At 69.6% G+C, this 22,953-nt stretch carries 15 protein-coding genes; 9 read left to right on the top strand and 6 right to left on the bottom strand.

From position 1 onward, the window contains the following. Positions 1-29: 29 nt before the first annotated feature. Complete coding sequence (locus LXT21_RS01785) at positions 30-722, top strand: SDR family oxidoreductase (RefSeq protein WP_254036344.1); 693 nt, start codon at positions 30-32, stop codon at positions 720-722. 310 nt (positions 723-1,032) lie between these two features. After that, positions 1,033-2,826 (top strand): invertase recombinase-like protein, encoded by a 1,794-nt coding sequence (locus LXT21_RS01780; RefSeq protein WP_256571278.1) that lies wholly within the window; start codon positions 1,033-1,035, stop codon positions 2,824-2,826. A gap of 46 nt (positions 2,827-2,872) precedes the next feature. Here the strand turns inward: LXT21_RS01780 and LXT21_RS01775 are convergent, their stop codons facing one another. Next, the gene (locus tag LXT21_RS01775; protein WP_046715102.1) at positions 2,873-3,217 is read right to left on the bottom strand and encodes a hypothetical protein; all 345 of its coding nucleotides are present in this window, start codon (positions 3,215-3,217) and stop codon (positions 2,873-2,875) included. A 40-nt stretch (positions 3,218-3,257) separates the two neighbouring features. Between LXT21_RS01775 and LXT21_RS01770 the strand changes: the two genes are divergently transcribed. Next, complete coding sequence (locus LXT21_RS01770) at positions 3,258-4,583, top strand: tetratricopeptide repeat protein (RefSeq protein WP_254036342.1); 1,326 nt, start codon at positions 3,258-3,260, stop codon at positions 4,581-4,583. 15 nt (positions 4,584-4,598) lie between these two features. Here the strand turns inward: LXT21_RS01770 and LXT21_RS01765 are convergent, their stop codons facing one another. After that, positions 4,599-5,885, bottom strand: coding sequence for a M16 family metallopeptidase (locus tag LXT21_RS01765; RefSeq protein WP_254036341.1), 1,287 nt, complete (start codon positions 5,883-5,885; stop codon positions 4,599-4,601). Beyond that, entirely contained in the window at positions 5,882-7,426 is a 1,545-nt protein-coding gene (locus LXT21_RS01760; protein WP_254036340.1) for a sensor histidine kinase, read from the bottom strand. The genes LXT21_RS01765 and LXT21_RS01760 overlap by 4 nt, the downstream gene beginning before the upstream one ends. A 259-nt stretch (positions 7,427-7,685) precedes the next feature. Here LXT21_RS01760 and LXT21_RS01755 point away from each other — a divergent pair, with 259 nt between their 5' ends. Further along, entirely contained in the window at positions 7,686-9,479 is a 1,794-nt protein-coding gene (locus tag LXT21_RS01755; protein ID WP_254036339.1) for a serine hydrolase domain-containing protein, read from the top strand. 74 nt (positions 9,480-9,553) lie between these two features. Continuing rightward, positions 9,554-9,952 (top strand): 6-carboxytetrahydropterin synthase QueD, encoded by a 399-nt coding sequence (gene queD / locus LXT21_RS01750; protein WP_254036338.1) that lies wholly within the window; start codon positions 9,554-9,556, stop codon positions 9,950-9,952. Between the two features lies 1 nt (position 9,953). Here queD and LXT21_RS01745 read toward each other — a convergent pair whose 3' ends face one another. Further along, on the bottom strand, positions 9,954-10,733 hold the full coding sequence (locus LXT21_RS01745; protein ID WP_254036337.1) for an SDR family NAD(P)-dependent oxidoreductase: 780 nt from the start codon (positions 10,731-10,733) through the stop codon (positions 9,954-9,956). Between the two features lie 169 nt (positions 10,734-10,902). Beyond that, positions 10,903-11,739, bottom strand: coding sequence for a dihydroneopterin aldolase (locus LXT21_RS01740; RefSeq protein ID WP_254036336.1), 837 nt, complete (start codon positions 11,737-11,739; stop codon positions 10,903-10,905). Between the two features lie 278 nt (positions 11,740-12,017). Between LXT21_RS01740 and LXT21_RS01735 the strand changes: the two genes are divergently transcribed. Beyond that, positions 12,018-13,406 (top strand): hypothetical protein, encoded by a 1,389-nt coding sequence (locus LXT21_RS01735; RefSeq protein ID WP_254036335.1) that lies wholly within the window; start codon positions 12,018-12,020, stop codon positions 13,404-13,406. Positions 13,407-13,587: 181 nt separating this feature from the next. On the opposite strand, the gene LXT21_RS01730 is transcribed toward LXT21_RS01735, so the two are convergent. Next, the gene (locus tag LXT21_RS01730; protein WP_254036334.1) at positions 13,588-16,974 is read right to left on the bottom strand and encodes an ATP-binding protein; all 3,387 of its coding nucleotides are present in this window, start codon (positions 16,972-16,974) and stop codon (positions 13,588-13,590) included. An 805-nt stretch (positions 16,975-17,779) separates the two neighbouring features. Here LXT21_RS01730 and LXT21_RS01725 point away from each other — a divergent pair. The 3 genes from LXT21_RS01725 (at position 17,780) to LXT21_RS01715 (ending at position 22,929) form a co-directional block, all read left to right on the top strand. Further along, positions 17,780-18,958 carry an efflux RND transporter periplasmic adaptor subunit gene (locus LXT21_RS01725; protein WP_254036333.1) on the top strand — a complete coding sequence of 393 codons (1,179 nt, stop codon included), beginning with the start codon at positions 17,780-17,782 and terminating at the stop codon, positions 18,956-18,958. After that, complete coding sequence (locus LXT21_RS01720; protein ID WP_254036332.1) at positions 18,955-22,140, top strand: efflux RND transporter permease subunit; 3,186 nt, start codon at positions 18,955-18,957, stop codon at positions 22,138-22,140. The genes LXT21_RS01725 and LXT21_RS01720 overlap by 4 nt, the downstream gene beginning before the upstream one ends. Positions 22,141-22,281: 141 nt before the next feature. Beyond that, positions 22,282-22,929, top strand: a complete 648-nt coding sequence (locus tag LXT21_RS01715) for a cysteine hydrolase family protein (RefSeq protein ID WP_254036331.1) — start codon at positions 22,282-22,284, stop codon at positions 22,927-22,929. The last annotated feature ends 24 nt before the right edge of the window (positions 22,930-22,953 follow it).

The raw sequence follows: 22,953 nt of genomic DNA, 5'->3' as shown, positions 1-22,953 counted from the left end.
AAGGGTTCTCGTCACACGGGAGTCGGGTCATGCAGATGAAGAATGCGGTTGCCCTGGTTACGGGCGCCAATCGTGGGTTGGGGCGTGCGTTCGCGCAGGCGTTGTTGGAGCGAGGGGCTCGCAAGGTGTACGCGGCGGCGAGGGAGCCTTCGAGCGTGGACATCCCGGGCGTGGTCCCGGTCCGCCTGGATGTGACGCGGCCCGAGCAGTTGGAGGCGCTGGTCCGCGAGGCGGGCGACGTGTCGCTGCTCATCAACAACGCGGGCATCCTGAAGGGCACGAGCCTGCTGGGGCAGGATGCGCTGGCCGCGGCTCGCGCCGAGCTGGAGACGAACTACCTGGGGCCCCTGGCGACGAGCAGCGCCTTCGCGCCCGTGCTGGCGAAGAACGGCGGCGGCGCCATCCTCAACGTGCTCTCGGTGCTCAGCTGGATGGCCTTCCCGGGGTCCGCCAGCTACAGCGCCTCGAAGGCGGCCGCGTGGGCGCTGACCAACGGGCTGCGCAAGGAGCTGGCCGCGCAGAAGACGCAGGTGGTGGCCCTGCATGTGGGCTACATGGACACGGACATGGCCCAGAAGGTCACCGCGCCGAAGTCGAGCACCGCCGACGTGGTGCGCCAGACGCTGGAGGCCATCGAAGCGGGCCAGGACGAGGTGCTCGCCGACGAGGTGAGCCGCAACGTCAAGCAGGGGCTGTCCGCGGGGGTCTATCTCCAGCGCTGACGCCAGCGGGTGCCGAGGGGCGCCGGGTCACCCCGCGCCTCCGCGAATTCCTGTTCTCCTGGCGGGTGCGGGTGCGTCATGGACCAGCGCCTGGTCCCGGTTCTGTATTGGTGGAATCGACCTGGGTTCCATCGACACCACTCGTCACGACAGATTCTTTCAATCCGTGAAACAGGCGCGAGGGGGCGGCTTGTGACTCGGGCGCCACCAGGGAAGGTGCGCGAAGTGTGGTACGAGGAGCCTGCATTTTTGAAATGGGAGGCTCGCTTTGACGTTGGTTCGGGTGTGTTTGACTTCGCTGCTGGTCCTGATGGTCGCCTGCGGTGATGGTGATTCGGATCCAGTGGTGGTGGTTCCTGATGCCGGCCACCAGGTGCCGGACTCAGGTAACGGGACCCCCGACTCGGGTGGTGGGACGCCGGATTCAGGTGGGGACCTCCCCGACGCGGGTGGTGAGCCACCCGATGCTGGCGGTGAGCTTCCTGACGCGGGCGGCGAAGTCCCCGACGCGGGTGGCGAAATCCCAGATGCCGGTGGCGAGCTTCCCGACGCGGGCGGCGAAATCCCCGACGCGGGCGTGACGCCGGACGCGGGCAACGAGACGCCGGACGCGGGCGTGACGCCTGACGCGGGCAACGAGACGCCGGACGCGGGCAACGAGACGCCTGACGCGGGCAACGAGACGCCGGACGCGGGCAACGAGACGCCGGACGCGGGCAGCGAGACGCCCGACGCCGGTGGTGGCACGCCGGATGCCGGTGGCGAGCCGCCCGTGGTGAGCGTCATCACGAACTGGGGCTTCGAGGCCTGGTCTGGCTCGCTGCCCGACGCGTGGCTCGGCAGCAAGTCGAACCTCGCCGGCAGCGACGTGCAGAAGGTGACGAGCGGCGCCTTCGAGGGCTCCAACGCGGCCCGACTGACGAACGCCTCGTCCACGCACCGTCGCTTCACCACGGCGGCGAACACGCTGCTCGCGGGCCGCTACACCTGCACCTACCAGGTGCGTGGCACCGGTGAGATCCGCAACGCCTTCTTCGACGACGACTACTCCAGCTACACCGGCTACACCTCGGTCGACACCTCCACGTGGCGGCAGCTGACGTACACCTTCAACCTGGCCGGCGACGTCTTCGACACCTTCGAGCTCATCTTCAGCATCCGCAACACCAGCGGTGAGCACCTGACGCTCGACGACGTGCGCTGCACGCGCGCGCCCCAGCCGTGTGACACCGTGACGTGCGAGCCCTGGGCGAAGTGCGACAACACCACCGTGACGTGCGAGCCGCTCGCCGGCCGCTGCTACGACACCGTCGACTGCAACGAGTGGCAGACCTGCGACGCCACCAACACCTGCGTGACGGCCGAGAACCGCTGCGTCCGCCACGCCGACTGCGCTGGCACGCCCGAGACCCCCGTCTGCCAGACCTCCACGCACCAGTGCATCCCCGGCAACCCGTGCGCGGGCGTCACCTGCAGCAACCCGGCGACCACCTGCAACCCGACCTCCGGCGTGTGCGAGCTGGCCCCTGGCGCCTGCTTCACCACCTACGACTGCGTGGGCGCGCTGCCCGCGTGTGACTCGGCCACCAAGCGCTGCGTGCCCGCCGACCACGCCTCGAACATCATCCGCAACGGCGGCTTCGAGAGCTGGAACGTCTACTCCATCCCCTACCAGGGCAATCACCTCATCCCCGACTACTGGTACGGCATGGACAACGGCCTCGCGGACCCGGGCACGGAGATCCGGGCCACGCGCCTGAAGCAGTACACGGCCGCGGTGCACGGCGGCACGACGGCGCTCCAGTTCATCGTCCCCATCGAGGTGGCCGAGCGCTTCTCCCTGGAGAAGTTCAACGTCCCCAGCGGCAACTACTCCTGCTCGTACCGGGTGAGGGGCCACGGCACCATCCGTCACCGCATCTACTCGAGCGCCGGCTGGAACCCGCAGACCGACTTCCTCACCGTGGACAGCGATGAGTGGCAGCCGGTGTTCTTCAAGTTCGCGGGCAACGTGCGCGACTGGCGGCTGTTCCTCTACCCGAGCCGCAGCGTGGCCGACCGCGACCACCTCCAGGTCGACGACGTCGTCTGCACGAAGGACTAGCCCGCACTACGTAGAATCCACGATTCACCGGACGGGGCCGCGCAACTCAGGCGGCCTCGTCCAGTATCTCCAGCGCCTCGCGGACGCCGGGCAGGGCGGACAGGAGCTCCAGCTCGGCCGTCTGGAGGACGGAGACGCGCTTGCCGCTGACGCGCTCCATCGTCAGCTCGATGCGGTGCTCTCCCTCCGGGTTGACGCGACGGAAGATGCGCGCACGCCGCCCCTCCGCCCGGCAGGCGAGGATGTCCTTCTGCAGGCTGCGCAGCCGCCGGAACACCTTCAGCGCCAGACGCCCCTCGGGGGTGTCGAAGGTGTGGAAGTGCCGGTTGCGCGACAGCGGCTTGCTGGGGTCATGGAGCCTCTCCACGAGGCGCCGAACGAATGGGTCCATCGACGAGGGAGGATAACATCCGGTACCCTCCGGCTCAGCGATGCCCTGGAGAAAACGAAACCTGCCCTGGACCCTGGCGCTCCTCCTCCCGCTTGCCTGCAAGGAGCCAGAGGCCGCGGCCGTCCAGAACCGTGCTCAACAAGCCCAGAGCGCCCTGGGCGAGGCCCGCGTCCAGCTGGCCAGTGGACAGCCCGCCGCCGCGCTCAACGCCCTCAAGCGCGCCGCCACCGCCGCGCCCGACAGCGCCGAGCCCTTCCTGCTGATGGCCGACGCCCACCTCATGAACAACAACATGGGCGCGGCCATCATGTCCCTCAAGCAGGCCGAGGCCCTCATCCCCGGCACGGACCCGTCCATCCAGAAGCAGCTCTCCGAGCTGTACCGCAGCAACGGCAACACCCAGGAGGCCCTGGCCATCCTCGTGACGCTGCGCGACTCGGGCCTCCTCCAGGAGAAGGACATCCTGGACCTGGCGCGCTTCCAGGCCCGCGAGGGGCAGATTGAAGCCGCCTTCGCCACGCTGGAGAGCGTGCTGCGCGACAGCCCGGACGACCCCGAGGCCAAGGCGGTGGAGGCGGAGGTCCTCCTCATGAAGGGCGACGAGCTGCTCGCCGCCAACCTCATGGACAAGCTGCTGCAGCAGAACCCCGCGCACACCGCCGCGCGCCTGCTCCGCGCCCGCTACTTCCTGGTCAGCGGCGTGCCGCAGATGGCCGAGGCGGACCTCCAGGCGGTGGAGGGCAAGGACGCCCAGCGCTCGGACGTCGTCACCCTGAGGGCCCGCGCGCTGCTCGCCCAGGGTCGCGCCAAGGACGCCGAGGCCGCGCTCAAGGCGCTGGTCGACGCCGAGCCGCAGAACGCCGAGGCCCTGGCGTGGATGGCGGAGACGGTGCTCGCGCAGGGCCGTCGCGCGGACGCGCTGGCGCTGGTGGACCGCGCGCTCACGTTCCGCCCCCGGCTGGCCCGGGGCCTCTACGTGCGAGGCCGCGCGCAGGAGGAGGCCAAGGACATGAAGGGCGCGGAGGAGAGCTACCGCTTCGCCCTCAGCGCCGAGCCGCGCTTCGCGCCGGTGCACTCCCGGCTGTGGCGGCTGTATCTCCAGACGGACCGCAAGGTGGACGCGTTCTCGTCGCTGGAGCGGATGCTCAACCTGGGCGAGGCCTCGCTCGAGGAGAAGGTCGCCCTGGCCCGGCTCTCCGCTCAGCTGCAGACGCAGATGGCCCGGGGCATGAAGCTCATCGACGAGGCGCTCCAGAAGGAGCCCGACAACACCGAGTACCAGGAGGTGAAGAAGTCCCTGGTCTCGATGACGCCGAAGCCGAAGAAGAAGCCCTCCGGCCCCGTCATCATCCGCGGCGGTCGCTGACCCCGGCGCCGGGGCTCAGGGGAGTCCCGGCGCCTCGGCCACCACGCGCTCCAGCGCCTTGAGGCCCTTGCGCTGGCCCACCGCCACCACCGTCAGGTTGTCGCGCCGGAAGTAGCGCCGCGCCACCTCGCGTACGCGCGCCGCGGACTGCGAGTCCACCAGGTCCGCGCGGTGGGCGAAGGTCTCCGGCGTGCGGAACAGCTCCGTGCCGCCGAACCACCCGGCCAGCTCCCCCGGCGAGTCCTGGGAGAACTCCAGCAGCATCCGGTGACGGCGCTTGGCGCGGGTCAGCTCCTCCTCGCCAATCTCCGTGTCGCACAGCTGGGCAATCACCCGCAGGGACTCCTCCACCACCTGCGCGGCCTTCTCCGGGGCGCTCGCGGCCTCCACCTCGAACAGGCCCGCGTCGTGGTAGCCGTCCAGCGAGGCGTGGACCGAGTACGCCAGGCCCCGCTTCTCCACGATTTCGAACGGCAGCCGCGAGGACAGGCCGTCATCCAGCACGCGGCGCAGAATCTGGAGCGCGGGGTAGTCCTCGTGCTGCTCCGGCACGGCGCGGAAGTTGAGGCGGAACTCCGTCTGCGACTCGTCGTGGGTGACGAAGTGGAGCAGGGGCCCGGGCGCGCCCTGGGGCGGGGGGGCCTCCGAGCTGGCGGGGCCGCGCGGCAGGTGGGCGAAGGCGCGCTCGGCGAGCTCCAGCACCTCTTCACGGCGCACGCGGCCCGCGGCGGTGACGACCAGGTTGCCGGAGACGTAGTGCTGGGCGAAGTGCTCCAGCACCTGCGCGTGCTTCAGCGCGGAGACGGAGTCGCGCGTGCCGGCGATCTTCTGCGCCAGCGGGTGCTGGGGGAAGAGCAGGTGCTTGGACAGGTTGTCCAGGTCGATGTCCCGGCCCTTCTCGTCCACCTCGTCGAGCATCTCCTCGAGGATGATCTGCCGCTCCACCTCCATGTCGGTGAGGCGGGGGCGGGTGAGCATGTCGCCCAGGATGTCCATGCCCACGCGCAGGTGCGCCGGGTGCAGGGGCGTGTAGTAGTAGCCGTGATCCCGGGTGGTGACGCCGTTGAGGTTGCCGCCGACCTCCTCCACGGCCGCGTTCATCCGCACCGTGTCCGGCCAGCTCTCGCTGCCCCGGAAGAACAGGTGTTCCAGGTAGTGGCTGACGCCGTTGTTGGCGGGCGTCTCGTGCCGGCTGCCGGTGCGGACGTAGATGGCGAGCAGGGCGGTGTGGAGGTGGGGCGTCTCGACGGTGACGACGCGCAGCCCGGAGGGCAGCACGTCCCGATACGGTGTGAAGCTCATGCGCGAGGAAGCCTTAACACGAAGGCCGTCCCCTGGCCGGGAATACTCTGGCAGGAGAGCGAGCCCCCGTGGGCCTGGAGGATTTGCTGACTCACCGCGAGCCCCAGGCCGGTGCCGCCCTCCTTGGTGGTGAAGAACGGCTCGAACAGGTGTTGTCGCACCTCCTCCGTCATCCCCTGGCCGGTGTCCTTGACCGTCACCTCCACGTCCTGCTCCACGGGGCGGGTGGCGATGGTGAGCTGGCCGCCGTGGGGCATGGCCTCGCGGCTGTTGCGCAGGAGGTTGAGGAACACCTGGCGCAGCTGCCCCTCGTCGGCGAGCACGGGGGGCGTGGTGGGGGAGAACTCGCGCACCACCTCCACCCCCGCGCGCGTCAGCTCCTCGCGGGAGAAGTCCAGCACGCCGTCCAGCACCGCCGTCACGTCGCGCGGGTCCAAATCCGGCCGCTGCGGGCGGGCCATGCGCAGGTAGTGCTCGGTGACGTCCGCCAGCCGGTCCACCTCTCGGGTGACGGCGGAGATCAGGTCCTTCACCTCGCCGGACTCGTCGGGGGTGGGGAAGGTGGCGCGCTCCACCGCGTCCCCGAGCAGCTCCACGTTGAGGCCGATGGAGGACAGGGGGTTTCGCACCTCGTGGACGATCTGCGCGGAGACGCGGCCCACGGCGGCGAGCTGCTCGGCGCGCATCAGCGCCTCCGCCTGCGCCTTGATTTGCGCCTCGCGGGCCTGGAGGGAGCGGGCCATCTGGTCGAACTCGCGCGCGAGCACGGCCACCTCGTCGTGTCCGCGCACGCCCAGCTGCGCGCTGTAGTCGCCCTTGCCGATGCGCGAGACGCCCTCGATGAGCGTGCGCACCGGGCGCAGCGTGCGGGCCGACCAGGCCGTCGCGCCCAGGCCCAGGAGGATGGCGGCCACCGAGAGGCTGATGATGGCGATGCCCGTCTGGCGCTCGCGCTCCTCGGCGCCGTCCACGCGCTCGCGGATGCGGTTGGCCAGGGACAGGCGGAGCAGCCGCAGCTCGCGGCCGATGGCGTCCTCCATGGTGAGCACGTCCGCGGTGGCGCGGTCCACCGCGGCCTTGTCCGGCGCCTGGGTGCTGAACGCGTCGAACACGCTCTCCGCGGCGCGGCCGTACTCCTGGTAGCGCGAGTCCAGCTCCGCGAGCCGCGCCTCCAGCTCGCCGATGAAGGGAATCTCGCTCTCGGGGGCCATGTCGCGAAGCTGCGTGGCGCGCTCGCGCGTGGCCGCCAGTCGCTGGGAGATGAACGCCGTGGGGACGTAGACGCGGGCCAGCCGGATGATGGCGCGGCGAATCTCCGCGCTGTCCTCCTCCAGCATGCGCGCGGTGTGGCGCTGCTGGTTGGCGTGGTTCATCTCCATCTCCGCCGCGTCCTGGGAGAGCTGGAGGTAGCCCTGGCTCACCAGCCGGATCTCCAGCCGGTTCCGGTGCAGCTCCGCCACGCTGAACAGCGACACCAGGCCGAAGGTGACGAGCACCACCGCGTAGCCCAGGAAGATGCGGGTGGCGAGGGAGAGCTTCATGCGCGCGTGGACCGTGCACGGGTCCTGGCGCCATCGCTACGCAACCCGGACCCGGGGCGCAAGCAACGCCGTCCTCCCGCTCGCCCTCCCGTGGGGCGGGCCGCCATCCAGACCTCCGGAGTCATGGCGCGAAAGGATAGCCCGGCCCCGGGGCGCGTGGGGACGGGGACATTCCTGCAAGCGGGTTGCAATCAGCCGGAGGTGCCCACCGTAAGGCCCTACGGGCCTTGCCCCCTCGCTCGTCCACCCAGGAACCTTGATGCACTCCTCGTCCTCCCTCTGCCTGGGCGCCGTGCTGGCGCTCTTGTCGCTGTCCCCCTCGGTCCGGGCCGCCGAGCCGGCCGCGCCTCCGAAGCCCCCCGCCCAGGCCCCGGCGACCGACGCGGCGGAGAAGCTGGTGGGCATCTGGTCCGCGGCCCCCGTCTATGGGCCCGAGGTCCAGGGCGAGCTGACGGTGTTCCGCGAGGGCACCACGTGGCGCGCGCGAATCTCGGGCTACGAGGCCACGGGCCAGGTGGAGAAGGGCGCGCTGTCGCTGACCTTGCCGGGCGGACAGGGGACGTTCCGGGCCACGGTGGCGGCGGACGGCCAGGTGCTCCGGGGCCACTGGGTGCAGCCGCGCGTCATGGTGGGCGGCGTGCAGTACGCGACGCCGGTGGAGCTGCGCTCGCTCCAGAAGGGCGTGTGGCGCGGGACGGTGACGCCGTGGGCGGACCGCTTCACCCTGTACCTCGTCGTGTACAAGAAGCCGGATGGCGCCATCGCCGCGTACCTGAGAGATCCGGAGAAGGGCTTCGGACGGCAGTTCGCGCTGAACGTCTCCGTGCAGGGCAGCGCCGTGAAGCTGGTGGACCCACGTGGGCCGACGACGTTCGAGGGCACGCTGGATGAGCGCTCGGGTCGGCTGTCGGTGCCCATCTTCTTCCTGGGGAACCTCCAGTTCACCCGGCGCGAGCGGGACCAGGCGGTGGGCCTGTATCCGCGCACGCCCGCGCCGGGGGCGTACGTCTACCGTCCGCCGGTGGCCGAGCAGGACGGTTGGGCCACGGCGTCCCTGTCCGACGTGGGCATGGACCCGGCGCCCATCCAGGCGCTGATGCAGCGGCTCCTCGACACGGAGGTGGGCCCCGGTCCCGCGCAGCGTGTCCAGGGGGTGCTCATCGCGCGCAAGGGCAAGCTCGTGCTGGAGGAGTACTTCTACGGCTACGACAAGGAGAAGCTCCATGACCTGCGCTCGGCGTCCAAGACGCTGGCGCCGGTGCTGGTGGGCACCGCCATCCAGAAGGGCGCGAAGCTGTCTGCCCAGACGCCCGTCTACTCGATGTTCCCGGGCTACCAGCCGAAGGCGCCCGCGGATGCGCGCAAGGCGGGGCTGACGCTCGAGCATTTGATGACGATGACGTCGGGCTTCGACTGCGACGACGACAACGAGGAGACGCCCGGCAACGAGAACAACCTCCAGAGCCAGGAGGGGGACTGGTACGCGTACACGCTGGACCTGCCCATGGGACGGGCGCCGGGTGAGACGCAGGCGGTGTACTGCTCGGCGGGCATCAACCTGGTGGGCGGCGTGGTGCGCAACGCGACGGGCACGTGGCTGCCCGAGCACTTCGAGCGCACCGTGGCCACGCCGCTCCAGTTCCGTCACTACGCGATGAACCTGATGCCGGATGGCGAGGCGTACCTGGGCGGCGGCCTCTACGCGAGGCCTCGGGATGCGCTGAAGCTGGGGCAGCTGTACCTGTCGGGCGGCGTGTGGAACGGCCGGCGCGTGGTGTCCAAGCAGTGGGTCGAGCGCTCCACCGCGCGGCACTCGGTGATGAGCCCCGAGCGCACCTACGGGTATGCGTGGTGGCGTCATGAGCTGCGCGTGGGCGAGCGCGTCTACGCGGAATACGAGGCGGGCGGCAACGGTGGCCAGTACGTCATGGTCATCCCCGAGCTCGAGCTCACGGTGATGTTCACCGGGGGCAACTACGGGCAGTTCAACCTCTGGAAGGCCTTCCGGGAGGAATTGCTGCCCCGCTACATCCTCGCGGCCGTGCGCCGGTAGGGGCGGGGGAGGGGGCGTCGGGGCCGTGTCTTGGCTCGACGCCCGGGGCGGAACGTGGGTAGAAGGCCGGTGCAATGGAGCCTGTTTCGAAGCCCAAAATCTCGCTGGTGACCGAAATCTCGAGGGAGTTCACCTTCGAGGCCGCGCACTTCCTCCCCAACGTCCCTCCGGGCCACAAGTGCTCGCGCGTCCACGGGCACAGCTACCGCGTCGAAGTGACGGTGCGCGGACCGGTGGACCCCCACTTCGGCTGGGTGGTCGACTTCGCCACGCTCACCGAGGCCTGGCAGGCGATGCACGCGCAGCTGGACCACCGGCTGTTGAATGACGTGCCGGGGCTGGAGAACCCCACCAGCGAGCTGCTGGCCGCCTGGGTCTTCGGCAAGCTGAGCTTCCCCACCGCGAAGGTGGTGAAGGTTCGCGTCGCGGAGACGTGCACGTCTCAGTGTGTCGTCTATCCCGACGAGGGCTGATTCACTCGCGAAGCAGCAGCCCGCCGTCGAGCACCAGCTCCGTGCCGGTCATCCAGGACGCGCCCAGCAGGTGGCGCACGGCCTCGGCGACCTCCTCCGGATGTCCCAGCCGCCCGAGTGGGTGGAGTGAGCGCAGGCCCGCGAGCTGGGCCTCCTGACGGCGGGTGGACTCCTCGGGCGTTGGCGTCGCCTCGCCCGGGGCGAGCCTCACCTCGCGCACCATGTCCGTCTCCACGACGCCGGGCAGCACGGCGTTGGCGCGGAGGCCTCGGGCCGCGCCGGCCAGCGCGAGGACCTTCATCACCTGGAGCAGGCCCGCCTTCGCCGCGCTGTACACCGCGCTGGTGACGATGGGCCGCGTGGCCAGCGTGGACGCGACGAAGACCTGCGCGCCGCCGGGCTCCAACACCTCCAGCGCCTGCTCCCCCAGGCGCAACGGCGCGATGAGGTTGATCTCCAGCTGTGAGCGCAGCACGTCCTCGCCGATGTGTCCCGGCGGTTGATGCACCACCTGGCCCGCGCTGTGGACGAAGCCGTCCAGACCGCCCAGCAGCTCCGCGGCCCGGCGCAGCAGTCCCTCGCGCTCCGTGGGGGAGGACACGTCGCAGGGCAGGGCGAAGGCCTGTCCGGGCCATGCGCGCGCCACCTCCTCCAGGACGTCCGCGCGACGACCTGTCACGACGACACGGCCACCTGTGCGCAGCAGGGCCTCCGCCACCGCGCGGCCGATGCCCGTTCCGCCTCCGGTGATGAGCACCTTCCTGGTGCCTGTCGGAGTCATGAGCCGGGCTCCCAGTGCGCATCCTCCTGTGTGTGGTGGTCGCCCTCGGTGACAGACCTTCCGCCGGGCGCCTCTCGCTTCAGGCTGGGCGCTCCGGCGGGGCGTGCGCCACCGGGAAGGGCGTCGTTCGATTCAGGCCCGTCCACGTCCGGGGCCGTCACCACCGCGCTCATGAACGCGTCCCCGAGGAGGACTCCGCGGCGACCAGCTCATCGTGCGGATAGTAGGAGGTGCCGGTGACGGGCGTCAGGCCCTCGGGAGGGGCCTCGGTCTCCACCTCGTCCGACGGGATGAAGCCGGGCTTGTCGACACAGAGCACGGTCTGCTCCGTGGACGAGGGGTTGTCGTAGCGATGCGGGAAGCCGCGCGGCCAGTGGAACGCCTGCCCCCGAGCCACGGGCTGGTGTTGCAGATGCAGCCCTCCGCCCAGCACCAGCTCGCTCTCCTCCATCTTCTGGTGCACGTGCGTGGGGATGTGGCCTCCGGGCCTGACTCGCAGCCTGTAGACGCCGTAGCCCGTCCCCTCGTGGATGATGTCCACGCGGCCGAAGGACTTCTCCTCCTTGCCGTACACCATCTCCTCCGCGCTGCGGTGCACCTGGAGCGAGGGAATGGCCAGCCCGCCCAGCGCGTGGGGCTTGGTGACTCGCACCGTGGCCGCGTGGACCTGTGCGCGCGGTACGTCCTCGGTGGGCGGCGCCAGCACGTAGCGGCAGATGGCCTCGGCGGCGGACTCGAGCAGCTCGAAGCGACACGACTCCAGCAGGAATCGCAGCTCCCCCGCGAGCCGGCCGTAGTTCACCGAGTGCGAGAGCTTGCCGCCCGCCGCGGAGCGCGTGTCCAGGAACAGCGCCACGTCGATTTGCAGGGGCTGGGCGGAGATGCGCTCCCGATTGAAGATGCCCACGATGCAGTCCACCGTGAGGCCCCGCACCTCGATGACGTCCAGCGGTCGGCCCTCGGCCGTGGTGATGGTGGGGGGATGGAAGGCGTGCTCGATGCTCATGGCTGTCCGGTAATGTAGGCCGCCAATCGTCCGAGGGAAACGCGGACGCGGGCTCCCGTCTCCTCAGTAACAGGCTGGGGCGGTGAAGGCACTGGCGACGGGCTGGGCTCCCAGGGCAGCGCCCCGAGCGGCGCCCGGGGCCCACTGCCTCCGAGGACCCCCGGTGTGGTCGTCCCGAGGCGCTCGTTCCTGTTTCCCGACTGGAGGTGCAATCCAGTGGCGTTGAGTCCTCCAGGTCCTGGCCTCGGGGGCGCGAGTTGCGCGATTCTGTGCGCCACATGCTCCTCGTCCTCCTGGGTGTGCTGCTGTCCGCGAAGCCGGCGCCGGCCTCGAAGGTCTTCGTGCCCTGTCCCCAGGCCACGCCTGAATGGACGGCGGCCCACGAGCGCGTCGTCGCGCTGGACGCGAAGCTGGAGTCGCTGCCCGACGGAGTCGACGGCAAGCCGGGCGTGGCGGCGCTGCGCGAGCTGCTGTCCTCGCGCTGCTTCGAGCTGAGCCGCGAGGTGAACGAGCCGGTCCCAGAGGACGTCTCGCTCCTGGCCCTGAAGGACTGGTGGCGTCGGGGAGGGCGGACGTGGGTGGAGTCCTATCTGGAGCTGGGCAAGCCCGGTGTCCGCACGGTGGTGTTGCCGCCGACGGTGCGTGAGGTGTTGATGCTCGACACGGTGAAGCCGGACCACAAGCTCGCGCCGTGGCTGTGCGCCGTGACGGACAGCGCCTGTGTGAAGGAGACGGAGTCCTGGGTTGTCCGCGCCGAGGCGTCCTTCGCTGCCCACCGCGAGAAGGAGGCGAAGCACCTCGCGAGCATCGTGGACGCGGACACCTCCGGTGAGCGCTTCGGGCCCGCGGCCTGCGAGAAGGAGGCGCGCAAGAAGTCCAAGCGCTGGCGCTACCCCGCGTGGCGACTGTGTCTGTCCAGCCATGGAGACTCCGTGCGGATGCTCCCGCTGACGGGCCTGCGCGTCCCCTCGGAGGGGTGGCTGGTGCTGCGCGGGCGTCGAGGGCACTACTCTTTCTGCGACGAGGTGCGCGCCTATCACCTGGGCACGGGCACGGCCTGGGTGTCGCAGAGTTGCAGTGAGCTGGCCCTGTACGAGGACGCGGAGCGAATCGGCCACGTGGACGTGAAGACCACGGACGCGAACCGGCAGGCGCGCGTGGCGGTGGGGGCGGTGAGTCGCGACGCGCTGAGAGAGCTGACGTGGATGCTGCTGTTGTCGGGCGAACTCGACGACGTGCATCGGCTCTCCCCCATCCGCCAGGAGGTCCCCGAGGGCTTCGCCATCGAGTGGCGGGAGCTCCCCGACGACTTCACCACCGTGGGTGGCGTCGCCGGGGGCGTGGTGTGGGGCAACACCGGGCAGACCGTCCTCCGGTGGACGTGGTTCCCTCCCGAGCGTGGCGAGCCGCTGTCGGGAGACCTGACCTGGCCCGAGGCCGCGGACCCCGCGGATGACCATGCGGACACCTTGGTGGAGGCGCTCGAGAAGACCTTCCAGGCGGGCTGCCCGACGCGCCCCGCGCCCGTGGAGCTGCTCGACTTCACCCGGCCCACGACCGTCAACCGGGTCGACGCCCCCGAGGGCGTGTCCCAGGTCCAGGATGCCCGCGTCACCGCCCTGCGCGAGTGGACGCCGCCCGCGAACTGCACCGTCCCTGGCAAGTGAGGCCCGCGAGATTGCGTCTCACTCGCCTTGACTCACTGTCGAACGTGGCTTTGACGCCCCTCATGCCTCGGCGACCGAATCCTGGGGAGGCACAGGTGCTCCACCGCCGCGAGGACACGACGGGAGATTGGGAGAGGAGCAGGCGAGCGTCCCCAGAGAAGGAGAAGCCTCGGCGCGCGCGTCAAATGAGCCCTGGGGGGGCCGCAGGGCCTTCCGGCTGACTCCGAGGCAGCCGGACGGTGAAGGTCGTGCCCTCCTCCGCGTTGGAGCGCACCTGCACGCTCCCTCCGTGGGCGCGCACGATGCTTTCCACGATGAACAAGCCCAGGCCGATGCTGCCCGTCCTCCGCTCGGCCTCATGGTGGCCGCGGCGGAGCGGCTTGAACAGCTCCACCATCTGCTCGTGCGGGATGGGAGCACCCTGGTTGTGAACTTCGAGCACCACCTCCGCGTCCGCGCCGCGGCTCGACAGGCGCACGGGGGTGCTGGCCGGGCTGTACTTGAGGGCGTTGGTGGCGAGGTTGTGCATCACTTGCGTGAGCCGGTCGCCGTCCCACGCCCCACGCCCGTCCCCCTCCGCCCCTACCACCAGCTCCCTCTCGGGGAAGGCGTGCCCGAGCTCCTCCGCGACATGGGCGACGAGTTGGTGCACGTCGAGCGGGCCACGGGTGACAGGGATGCCGTCCCCGAGCCGCGCCTGAGTGAAGTCGAGCAAGTCACGCACCAGGCGGATGGCGCGCTCGACCGAGGACTGGATGCGCAGGGCAGACTTCGTCACCCTCACATCCAGGTCGTCCCGGCGCAGGAGGGTGGCGGCCCCCATGTGGATGGCCTGCAGGGGGTTGCGCAAGTCGTGGGAGACGATGCCCACCAACTGTTGCTCGAACTCCGCCTGGCGCAGGATGGCGACCTCGGCGCGCTTCTCGGCCGACACGTCCCGGATGAAAACGGCGATGCCCTCCGCTGTCGGGTACACCCTTACGTCCGTCCACAAGTCGAGCGGAGCGTAATGCTCCACGAACTGCACAGGGGACCGATGCTCCATGCACCGGCGGTACTCGGCCCTGTACCTGGAACCGGGGGCCGTTGCTGGCGGGAACACCTCCCAGATGTTACGGCCCAGCAATTGGCCTCGGGGTGTCCGCATCATCCGCTCGTATGCCGCGTTGACGAGGGCGAAACGCCATTCCCGGTCGAGGACGCAGAACGCGTCACCCATCGACTCGAGCACCTCTGACAGGCGGTTACGTGCCCTCGCGAGTTGCAGGTTGCCCTCCACGCGCGCCAGCAGCTCCCGCGCACTGAACGGCTTGACGAGGTAGTCGTTGGCGCCCGCCTTCAGCCCTTCAACCGTCGCCTCCTCGCCGGCGCGGGCGGAGAGGAGGATGACGGGCACCGCCGCCGTCCGGGCGTCCGCCTTCAGCTCCCGCAAGAGGCCGAAGCCATCCAAACGCGGCATCATCACGTCCGTCAGGACGAGGTCCGGGGGATGGGCGCGTGCGGCCTCCAGTGCCGCCTGTCCGTCCGGCACGACTTCCACGGTGAGGCGGCCCGCGAGCAGCCGTCGCACGTAGTCGCGCATGTCCGCGTTGTCATCGGCCACCAGGACGCGGCCTTCCGGAAGAATTCCTTGCGCGTCGAGCGTCCTTTCGTCGCGCGCGTCGATCGGCCTTTCCTCCCGCTCCTCGTCATGGGCCGTTTCGTCGCCCAGTTGCGCGGCCGAGATGTTCAACCAACCCAAGGCCTCGCGAACGAACGCTTCGGCGCGCGTCCAGGTGGAAGCGAGCGTCTTTTGAGCGTGGAGACGCTCTTGGGGAAGGTGCGCACTCCCCGTGGGCACCGACACCGTGAAGGTCGTGCCCTGCCCCAACACGCTGGCCACCCGGATTTCGCCGCTGTGCAGCTTCACCAGCTCCTGCACCAGCGCCAGACCGATGCCGCTGCCCTCGTAGCTGCGGCCATGCGCCCCCTCCACCCGGTGAAACCGCTCGAAGAGGTGGGGAAGCTCGGTTTCGGGGATGCCGGTCCCCGTGTCTCGGACGGACAGCTCGACCTGCCCTCCCATCCATTTCAGGCCGACGGCAATCTCTCCCTGGAAGGTGAACTTGAAGGCGTTGGAGAGCAGGTTCAGTACAACCTTCTCCCACATCTCGTGGTCCACCCAGACCGCGTCGGGGAGAGATGGGCAATCCACCACGAGACGCAGTCCCGCGCGCTCCACGGTGGAGCGGAAGGCGCTCGCGAGGTCGCGCGTGAGCGCCGCCAGGTCCGTCGGCTCGTAGGACGCCTGCACTCGGCCTGCTTCAATGCGACTGAAGTCCAGGAGGGAGTTGACCAGCTTGAGCAGGCGGAGCTCGTTGCGATGGACGGTCTCCAGGTCGGCCCCGCGCAGCGCTCGCTCCGGCGAGGCCAGCGCGTCCTCGGTGGGGCCGAGCATCAGGGTGAGGGGCGTTCGGAACTCGTGGCTGACGTTGCTGAAGAACGCCGTCTTGGCCTGGTCGAGTTCGGCGAGCTCCTGGGCGCGCTTGCGCTCCGCCTCGACAGCACGGGCGTTCGTGATGTTGGTGGCGACGTGGCCCACCACGAGGTTGAGGAAGCTCTCGTAGTCGCTGTCGAAACGAAGCCGCGGGCTCAAGCCCACGACGAGAAACCCCGCCAGTTGCTCCTGGCCTGGTGCCTCGATGGGCAGCACCACCGCTTCATCGGGAGGCTCGCTCCATGCCTCCGTCCGCAGGCCGCCGATGGGCGTCACCGTGCGAAGCCCGCGCACCCGCTTCATCCGCTGGGTCTGGTAGACCTCGGCAAGCGGCCAAGCCGAGCCGGAGTCCGAATCAAGGGAGATGAGCTCGGGGCTCGCTTCCGTCCCCGACGCGAGGACCGCGGAGGAAGCGAGCGAAGCGTGTCCGCCTTTCGCATCGGCGAGGTACAGCAGCGCGAAGGGAATGTCGTTCTGGCTGCCTCGCAGGTGCTCGGCGGCATGTGTGGCCACGGCAGCCGCGTTGGAGAGCGCGGTGCCCGTTCCCAGGTTGCGCAGCAACTTGAGCCTGCGCTCGCTAAAGACCTGTTTGGTGGTCTCGCTCGTCGCGCAGTACACCCCTTCCACCCGGCCAGACTCGCCGGTGACCGGACTGTAGGAGAAGCTGAAGTAGGCCTCCTCCAGGAAGTTCTCGTCCCTGTAGAAGGGAAGCAGGAGGTTCTCGCTCCAGTTGGCGGTCCCATCGCGGAACACCTGCTCGACGAGCGACTCGAGGTAGGGCCACATCTCGGCCCACCCCTTGGGCGAGCGGGGGTCGGCGCCAATCTGCTCCGGGTGCTTGGTACCGGTGATGGGGATGTAAGCGTCGTTGTAGAAGATGGTGAGCGCCTCACCCGTCCTCCACCAGACGAACATTGGCTGCTTGGAGCCGAGGCAGATGCTGAGGGCCGTTTTGAGGCTCTGGGGCCAGGACGCCATCGGTCCCACCGGCGTTTGAGACCAGTCCTTCGCGCGGATGATGGCGCCCGTCTCACCGTCGGAGGTCACATCCGCTGACGGGGGCAGTTTCTTCATCGGCGGGGGTGGATTCATGCTGCGGTTCCTCTCGACAGTTCCACGATGGATGTGGCCTCGGTTCCTAGGTGACGGAGCCGTGCCGGGCCATCGCCGTGTCGGGCGAGGCCTCGTGGCCAGCACGTCCAGGGCCACCTGGCCATGGCGGCCTGCACCACCAGGTAGTCTGACAGCTCCAGGAGCTCCGCCAACCATGAGAAGGGGTACCGAACTGCGGCTTGACCCACCAAGTCTCCGGGATTCAACGAGACCGGTGTCACTCCACGAATTGCGTTGCGCCCCGGGCCTCACGGCAATTAGTAATGGGATATGTTGCAAATTACCTCGGTGGTGAGGCGCGCCGCGCCTCGGGCGCTTTGTTCATCGGCGCGCTGTTGTCCCTCCATGCGTCACTAGTGCCGTCATCGGACCTCGCCGCGGAGGGCCGGGCTGTCTCACAGGCCCGGTGAGTCGCGCCGTCGGCTCCGAGCTCCTCTTCGGGTACCGCCGTCCTCCCGTCAGGGTCGACGTGTGCCTCCACACCCCTGTGCGTCACCCTCCGTGCGGGTGACGTGCGTGTCGTCTCCCGTCCTGTCCGCCTGACGTCGTAATCCCAGACACCTCCACGTCCTCCGCCGGCGACGAAGTGCGCCGGACGGGAGACGTCCGTGAAGTCGCATCCCCAGACACCCCCTGTCCCTCGTCGGCGCGCGAAGCGCGCTGGACGGGAGACGTCCGTGAAGTCGTTCCTCGTCCTGTCACCCAAGGGCCGTCGGCGGTGGGCGCGCTTAGGGCGCGAACGCCACCGGTGTGTCCTGACCCTTGGAAGAAGTCGGAGTCCCCCATGAATTGGAAGCGTGCAGCAGTCGGAGGGGCCCTGTCCCTCCCTCTCGTGATTGGTGGTCTGGTCCTCGCGCGGAGCGAGAGCGCGGATGCGTCCGGTGGAGCAGGTGGCGCGAAGATGGCGGCGGCCCCCGTCGTTGCCGCGGAGGTCGTCACCCGGCAGGTCGCCGACAGCGCCGAGTTCACCGGCACGCTGGCGGCGGTGCAGAGCGTGGAGCTGCGGCCTCGCGTCGGTGGTTACATCGACTCGGTGCGCTTCGCGGAGGGCGGGTTGGTGACGGCGGGGCAGGTGTTGTTCCAGCTCGACTCGCGCACCTTCGAGGCAGTGTTGGACCGGGCTCGCGCGGACCTGCGTCAGGCCGAGGAGCGCCGCACGCTGGCCGAGAAGCGGTTCGAGCGCGGCGAGAAGCTGGTCGCCGAGCAGGCCATCTCCCAGGGGGACTTCGACGTGCTGACGGCGGAGCGCGCGGAGTCGCGTGCACGCGTCGAGTCCGCCAAGGCGGCGGTGCGAGGCGCGGAGGTCGACCTGCAGGACACGCGCGTGCGCGCGCCCGTGAGTGGACGGGTGGGGCGGGCGCTGGTGACGCAGGGCAACCTGGTCAGCACGGGAGCGCTGCTCACGACCATCGTCTCGGTGGAGCCCTTCTACGTGTACTTCGACGTGGACGAGGCCACGTACCTGCGCTTCGCGGGGACGACGTCGGGGGCGCGAGGAAAGGACGGACGCGTCAACGCGGTGCCGGTGCGCGTGGCGTTGACGGGGGACGAGGGCTTCCCGCGCGAGGCGCGGCTCGACTTCCTGGACAACCAGGTGGTGGCGGGGACGGGCACGGCGCGAGCGCGCGCGGTGCTGCCCAATCCGGACGGGAAGCTGACGGCGGGGCTCTTCGCTCGGGTGCGGCTGGAGACGGGCGCGGCGCGGCCCACGGTCCTCATCCAGGACCTGGCGGTGGGCACGGACCAGAAGGGGCGCTACGTGTTGGTGGTGCGTCCGGACCAGACGCTGGAGCAGCGGCGCGTGGAGCTGGGGACGACGGAGGGTGGCCTGAGGGTGGTGCGCTCGGGGCTGGCGGCGGGTGAGAAGGTGGTGCTCAAGGGCCTGGCCCGGCCGGGGATGGCGGTGGCGCCCACGCTGGTCGCCATGGCCGGCTCCGAGCATGCCGAGGGGGCGCGGCCGTGAAGTTCGCGCACTTCTTCGTCGACCGGCCCATCTTCGCGGCCGTGTTGTCGGTGCTGCTGCTGATTGGCGGCGGCCTGTCGTTGTTGCAGTTGCCGTTGAGCGAGTACCCGGCCGTGTCTCCGCCCACGGTGGTGGTGCGCGCGGCCTATCCCGGCGCGGACCCGGCGGTCATCGCGGAGACGGTGGCCGCGCCGCTGGAGCAGGAGATCAACGGCGTGGAGGGCATGCTGTACATGTCCTCGCAGGCGACGAGCGACGGCCGGGTGGCGGTGACGATTACCTTCGGCATGGGCGTCAACCCGGACACCGCGCAGGTGCAGGTGCAGAACCGGGTGGCGCGCGCGATTCCGCGCCTGCCGGCGGAGGTGCAGCGGCTGGGCGTGCTCACGGAGAAGTCGAGCCCGGACCTGCTGATGGTGGTGCACCTGGTGTCTCCGGAGGGGAAGCAGGACCCGCTCTACCTCTCCAACTACGCGGTGCTCCAGGTGCGGGACGTGCTCCAGCGCGTGCCCGGCGTGGGCAGCGTGAATGTGCTGGGAGCGGGTGAGTACAGCATGCGCGTCTGGTTGGACCCACGGTTGCTCGCCGCGAGGGGCCTCACCGCGAGCGACGTGGTGGCCGCCATCCGCGAGCAGAACGTGCAGGTGGCCGCCGGCGTCATCGGCCAGCAGCCGGATGAGCGCTCCGCGTTCCAGCTCACCGTCACCACGCAGGGGCGGCTCACGGAGGAGGAGCAGTTCCGCGACATCGTGGTCAAGGTGGGCGAGGAGGGGCAGGTGACGCGCCTGCGGGACGTGGCACGCGTGGAGCTGGGCGCGAGCTCCTACTCCGTGCGCGCGCGGCTGGACGGCAAGTCGGCGGTGGCCATCGGCATCAGCCAGGCGTCCGGCTCCAACGCGTTGGACGTGTCCGCGGGCATCCGCGCGCGGATGACGGAGCTGAAGGAAGCCTTCCCCCAGGGCATGGAGTACAAGATTGCCTACGACCCGACGCTCTTCGTGCGCGCCTCCATCCGCAACGTGGTGACGACGTTGCTGGAGGCCGTGGTGCTGGTGGTGTTGGTGGTGCTGTTGTTCCTCCAGACGTGGCGCGCCTCCATCATCCCGCTGGCCGCGGTGCCCGTGTCGCTGGTGGGAACAGCGGCGATCATGCAGATGCTGGGCTTCTCGCTCAACACGCTGTCGCTCTTCGGTCTGGTGCTCTCCATCGGCATCGTGGTGGATGACGCCATCGTCGTCGTGGAGAACGTGGAGCGGCACATCGCGCAGGGTGTGAGTCCGAAGGAGGCGGCCCGCAGGGCGATGACCGAGGTGACCGGTCCCATCATCGCGATTACGTCCGTGCTGTCGGCGGTGTTCGTGCCCACGGCGTTCCTGGGTGGTTTGACGGGGCAGTTCTACCGGCAGTTCGCGCTGACCATCGCCATCTCGACCATCCTCTCGGCGTTCAACTCGCTCACGCTCAGCCCGGCGCTCGCGGGGGTGCTGCTGCGCGGTCACCACGGTCCGAAGGACGGCCTGACGCGCTTCATGGAGAAGGCGTTCGGCGGGTGGTTGTTCGGGCCGTTCAACCGCTTCTTCGACCGGGCGTCCTCGGGCTACGTGTCCCTGGTGCGCCGGGTGGTGCGGGTCAGCGGCTTGGCGCTCGTGGTGTACGGCGGGCTGCTGGTGCTCACGTGGCTGGGCTTCGCGAAGGTGCCCGCGGGCTTCGTGCCGATGCAGGACAAGTACTACCTGGTGGGCCTGGCACAGCTGCCGCCCGCGTCGTCGCTGGAGCGGACGGATGCGGTGGTGAAGAAGATGTCGGACCTGATGCTGGCGGAGAAGGGCGTGGCCAACGTCGTGGCCTTCTCGGGCATCTCCATCAACGGCTTCGTCAACTCGCCCAACTCCGCGGTCGTGTTCGCCATCCTGGATGACTTCGAGAAGCGCCAGTCGCCGGACCTGTCGGCCGGGGCCATCGCAGGGAAGCTCCAGGGGAAGCTCGCGGGAGTGCAGGAGGGCTTCGCGGCCATCTTCCCGCCGCCGCCGGTGCCGGGCATGGGCTCGACGGCGGGCTTCAAGCTGCAGGTGGAGGACCGGGCGGGGCTGGGTTCGCAGGCGCTGTACGAGGCCACGCAGGCCCTGGTGCAGCGTGCGTCCACGGACCCGCAGGTGATGGGGTTGATGTCGGGGTTCGAGATCAACGTGCCGCAGCTCCACGCCGAGGTGGACCGGGTGAAGGCGAAGCAGCAGGGCGTGCCGCTGGGCTCGGTCTTCGAGACGCTGCAGATTCATCTGGGTTCGCTGTACGTGAACGACTTCAACCGCTTCGGTCGGACGTACCAGGTGAACGTGCAGGCGGACGCGAAGCACCGCATGGAGCCGGAGGACATCGGCCGGCTGCAGGTTCGCAATCCACAGGGAGGCATGGTGCCGTTGGCCTCGCTGGTGGACGTGAGTCCCTCGTTCGGGCCGGACCAGGTGCTGCGCTACAATGGGTATCCCTCCGCGGACATCAACGGGGCGGCGGCGCCGGGTGTGAGCACGGGCCAGGCGGTGGCGGTGATGGAGCGACTGGCGGCGGAGACGCTCCCCGCCGGCATGAGCTTCGAGTGGACCGACCTGACGTACCAGGAGAAGCTCGCGGGCAAGGAAGGGCTGTTCGTCTTCCCGCTGGCCATCCTGTTGGCGTTCCTCATCCTGGCGGCGCAGTACAACAGTTGGTCACTGCCGCTGGCGGTGTTGCTCACGGTGCCGCTGGCGTTGCTCAGCGCGATTGCCGGTGTGTGGCTGGTGGGTGGGGACAACAACATCTTCACGCAGATTGGCCTCGTGGTGTTGGTGGGGCTCGCGGCGAAGAACGCCATCCTCATCGTCGAGTTCGCCCGTGCGCAGGAGGATGAGGGGATGGGCGTGGTGCAGGCGGCGCTGGAGGCGTGCCGGCTGCGGCTGCGGCCCATCCTGATGACGTCCATCGCGTTCATCATGGGCGTGGTGCCGCTGGCGGTGGCGACGGGCGCGGGCGCGGAGATGCGTCAGGCGATGGGCGTGGCGGTGTTCGCGGGCATGCTCGGCGTGACGCTGTTCGGCCTGGTGCTGACGCCCATCTTCTACATCGTCATCCGGAAGCTCGCGCTGCGCGGCGAGGAGCGGGAGGCCCCGGCCATCCCCGCTGGCGCGACGGGGGCGGAAGGGCACTGAGTCACGCGTAGGTCGTCGGGGGTCGAGGGGCCGTCTTCTCAGGGGGAAGGCGGCCTCTCATGTTTGGGTGAGGTGCACGATTCTGGACGAAAGGTGCCGGCGTGCAGGGGGAGTGCCTAGCTTGGCCGCCAGGAGGTGCACGTGGCGAAGTCAGGGGCACGGTCCGGAGGGAAGGCGCGCGCGACGAAGGAGCGACGCTCGGACACGGCGCTGCTCATCATCGACGTCATCAATGATTTGGAGTTCCCGGGCGGGGAGAAGGTGCTGCCCTGGGCGCTGCGCATGGTGGAGCGGCTGGAGCCCCTGGCCCGACGGCTGCGCGCGGCGGGTGTGCCGGTCATCTACGTCAACGACAACTTCAACCACTGGCGCAGCAACTTCCGGGACGTCTATCGGCACTGCACCCGCAAGGGGATTCGGGGCCGGCCGGTGGCGCGGGCGTTGAAGCCCGAGCCGAGGGACTACTTCGTCCTCAAGCCGAAGCACTCGGCGTTCTTCGCGACGTCACTGGTGCCGCTGTTGGAGCACCTGGGGACGAAGAAGCTGCTGATGGCGGGCATGGCGACCAACCTGTGTGTCTTCTTCAGCGCGCATGACGCGCACATGCACGAGTACGACATCACCGTGCTGAGCGACTGCTGCGCGGCGGAGAGCGACGGGGACCATGACCTGGCGTTGGACCAGCTCCAGCGCTTCCTGGGCGTGCGAGTGTGCCGGGCGGATGAGGTGAAGCGCACCCGCCGCGCCCGGAAGCCGGCGCATTCCGCCAAGGGGGCAGGGCGGTTGTAGGCGATAGGTCCTTCGCAGCTCAAA

Origin of the sequence: Myxococcus guangdongensis, assembly GCF_024198255.1 — a bacterium.
Taxonomy (GTDB): Bacteria; Myxococcota; Myxococcia; order Myxococcales; family Myxococcaceae; genus Myxococcus; species Myxococcus guangdongensis.
The sequence above is the reverse complement of the archived record's forward strand: the minus strand, read 5'-3'. Positions and strand labels throughout refer to the sequence as shown.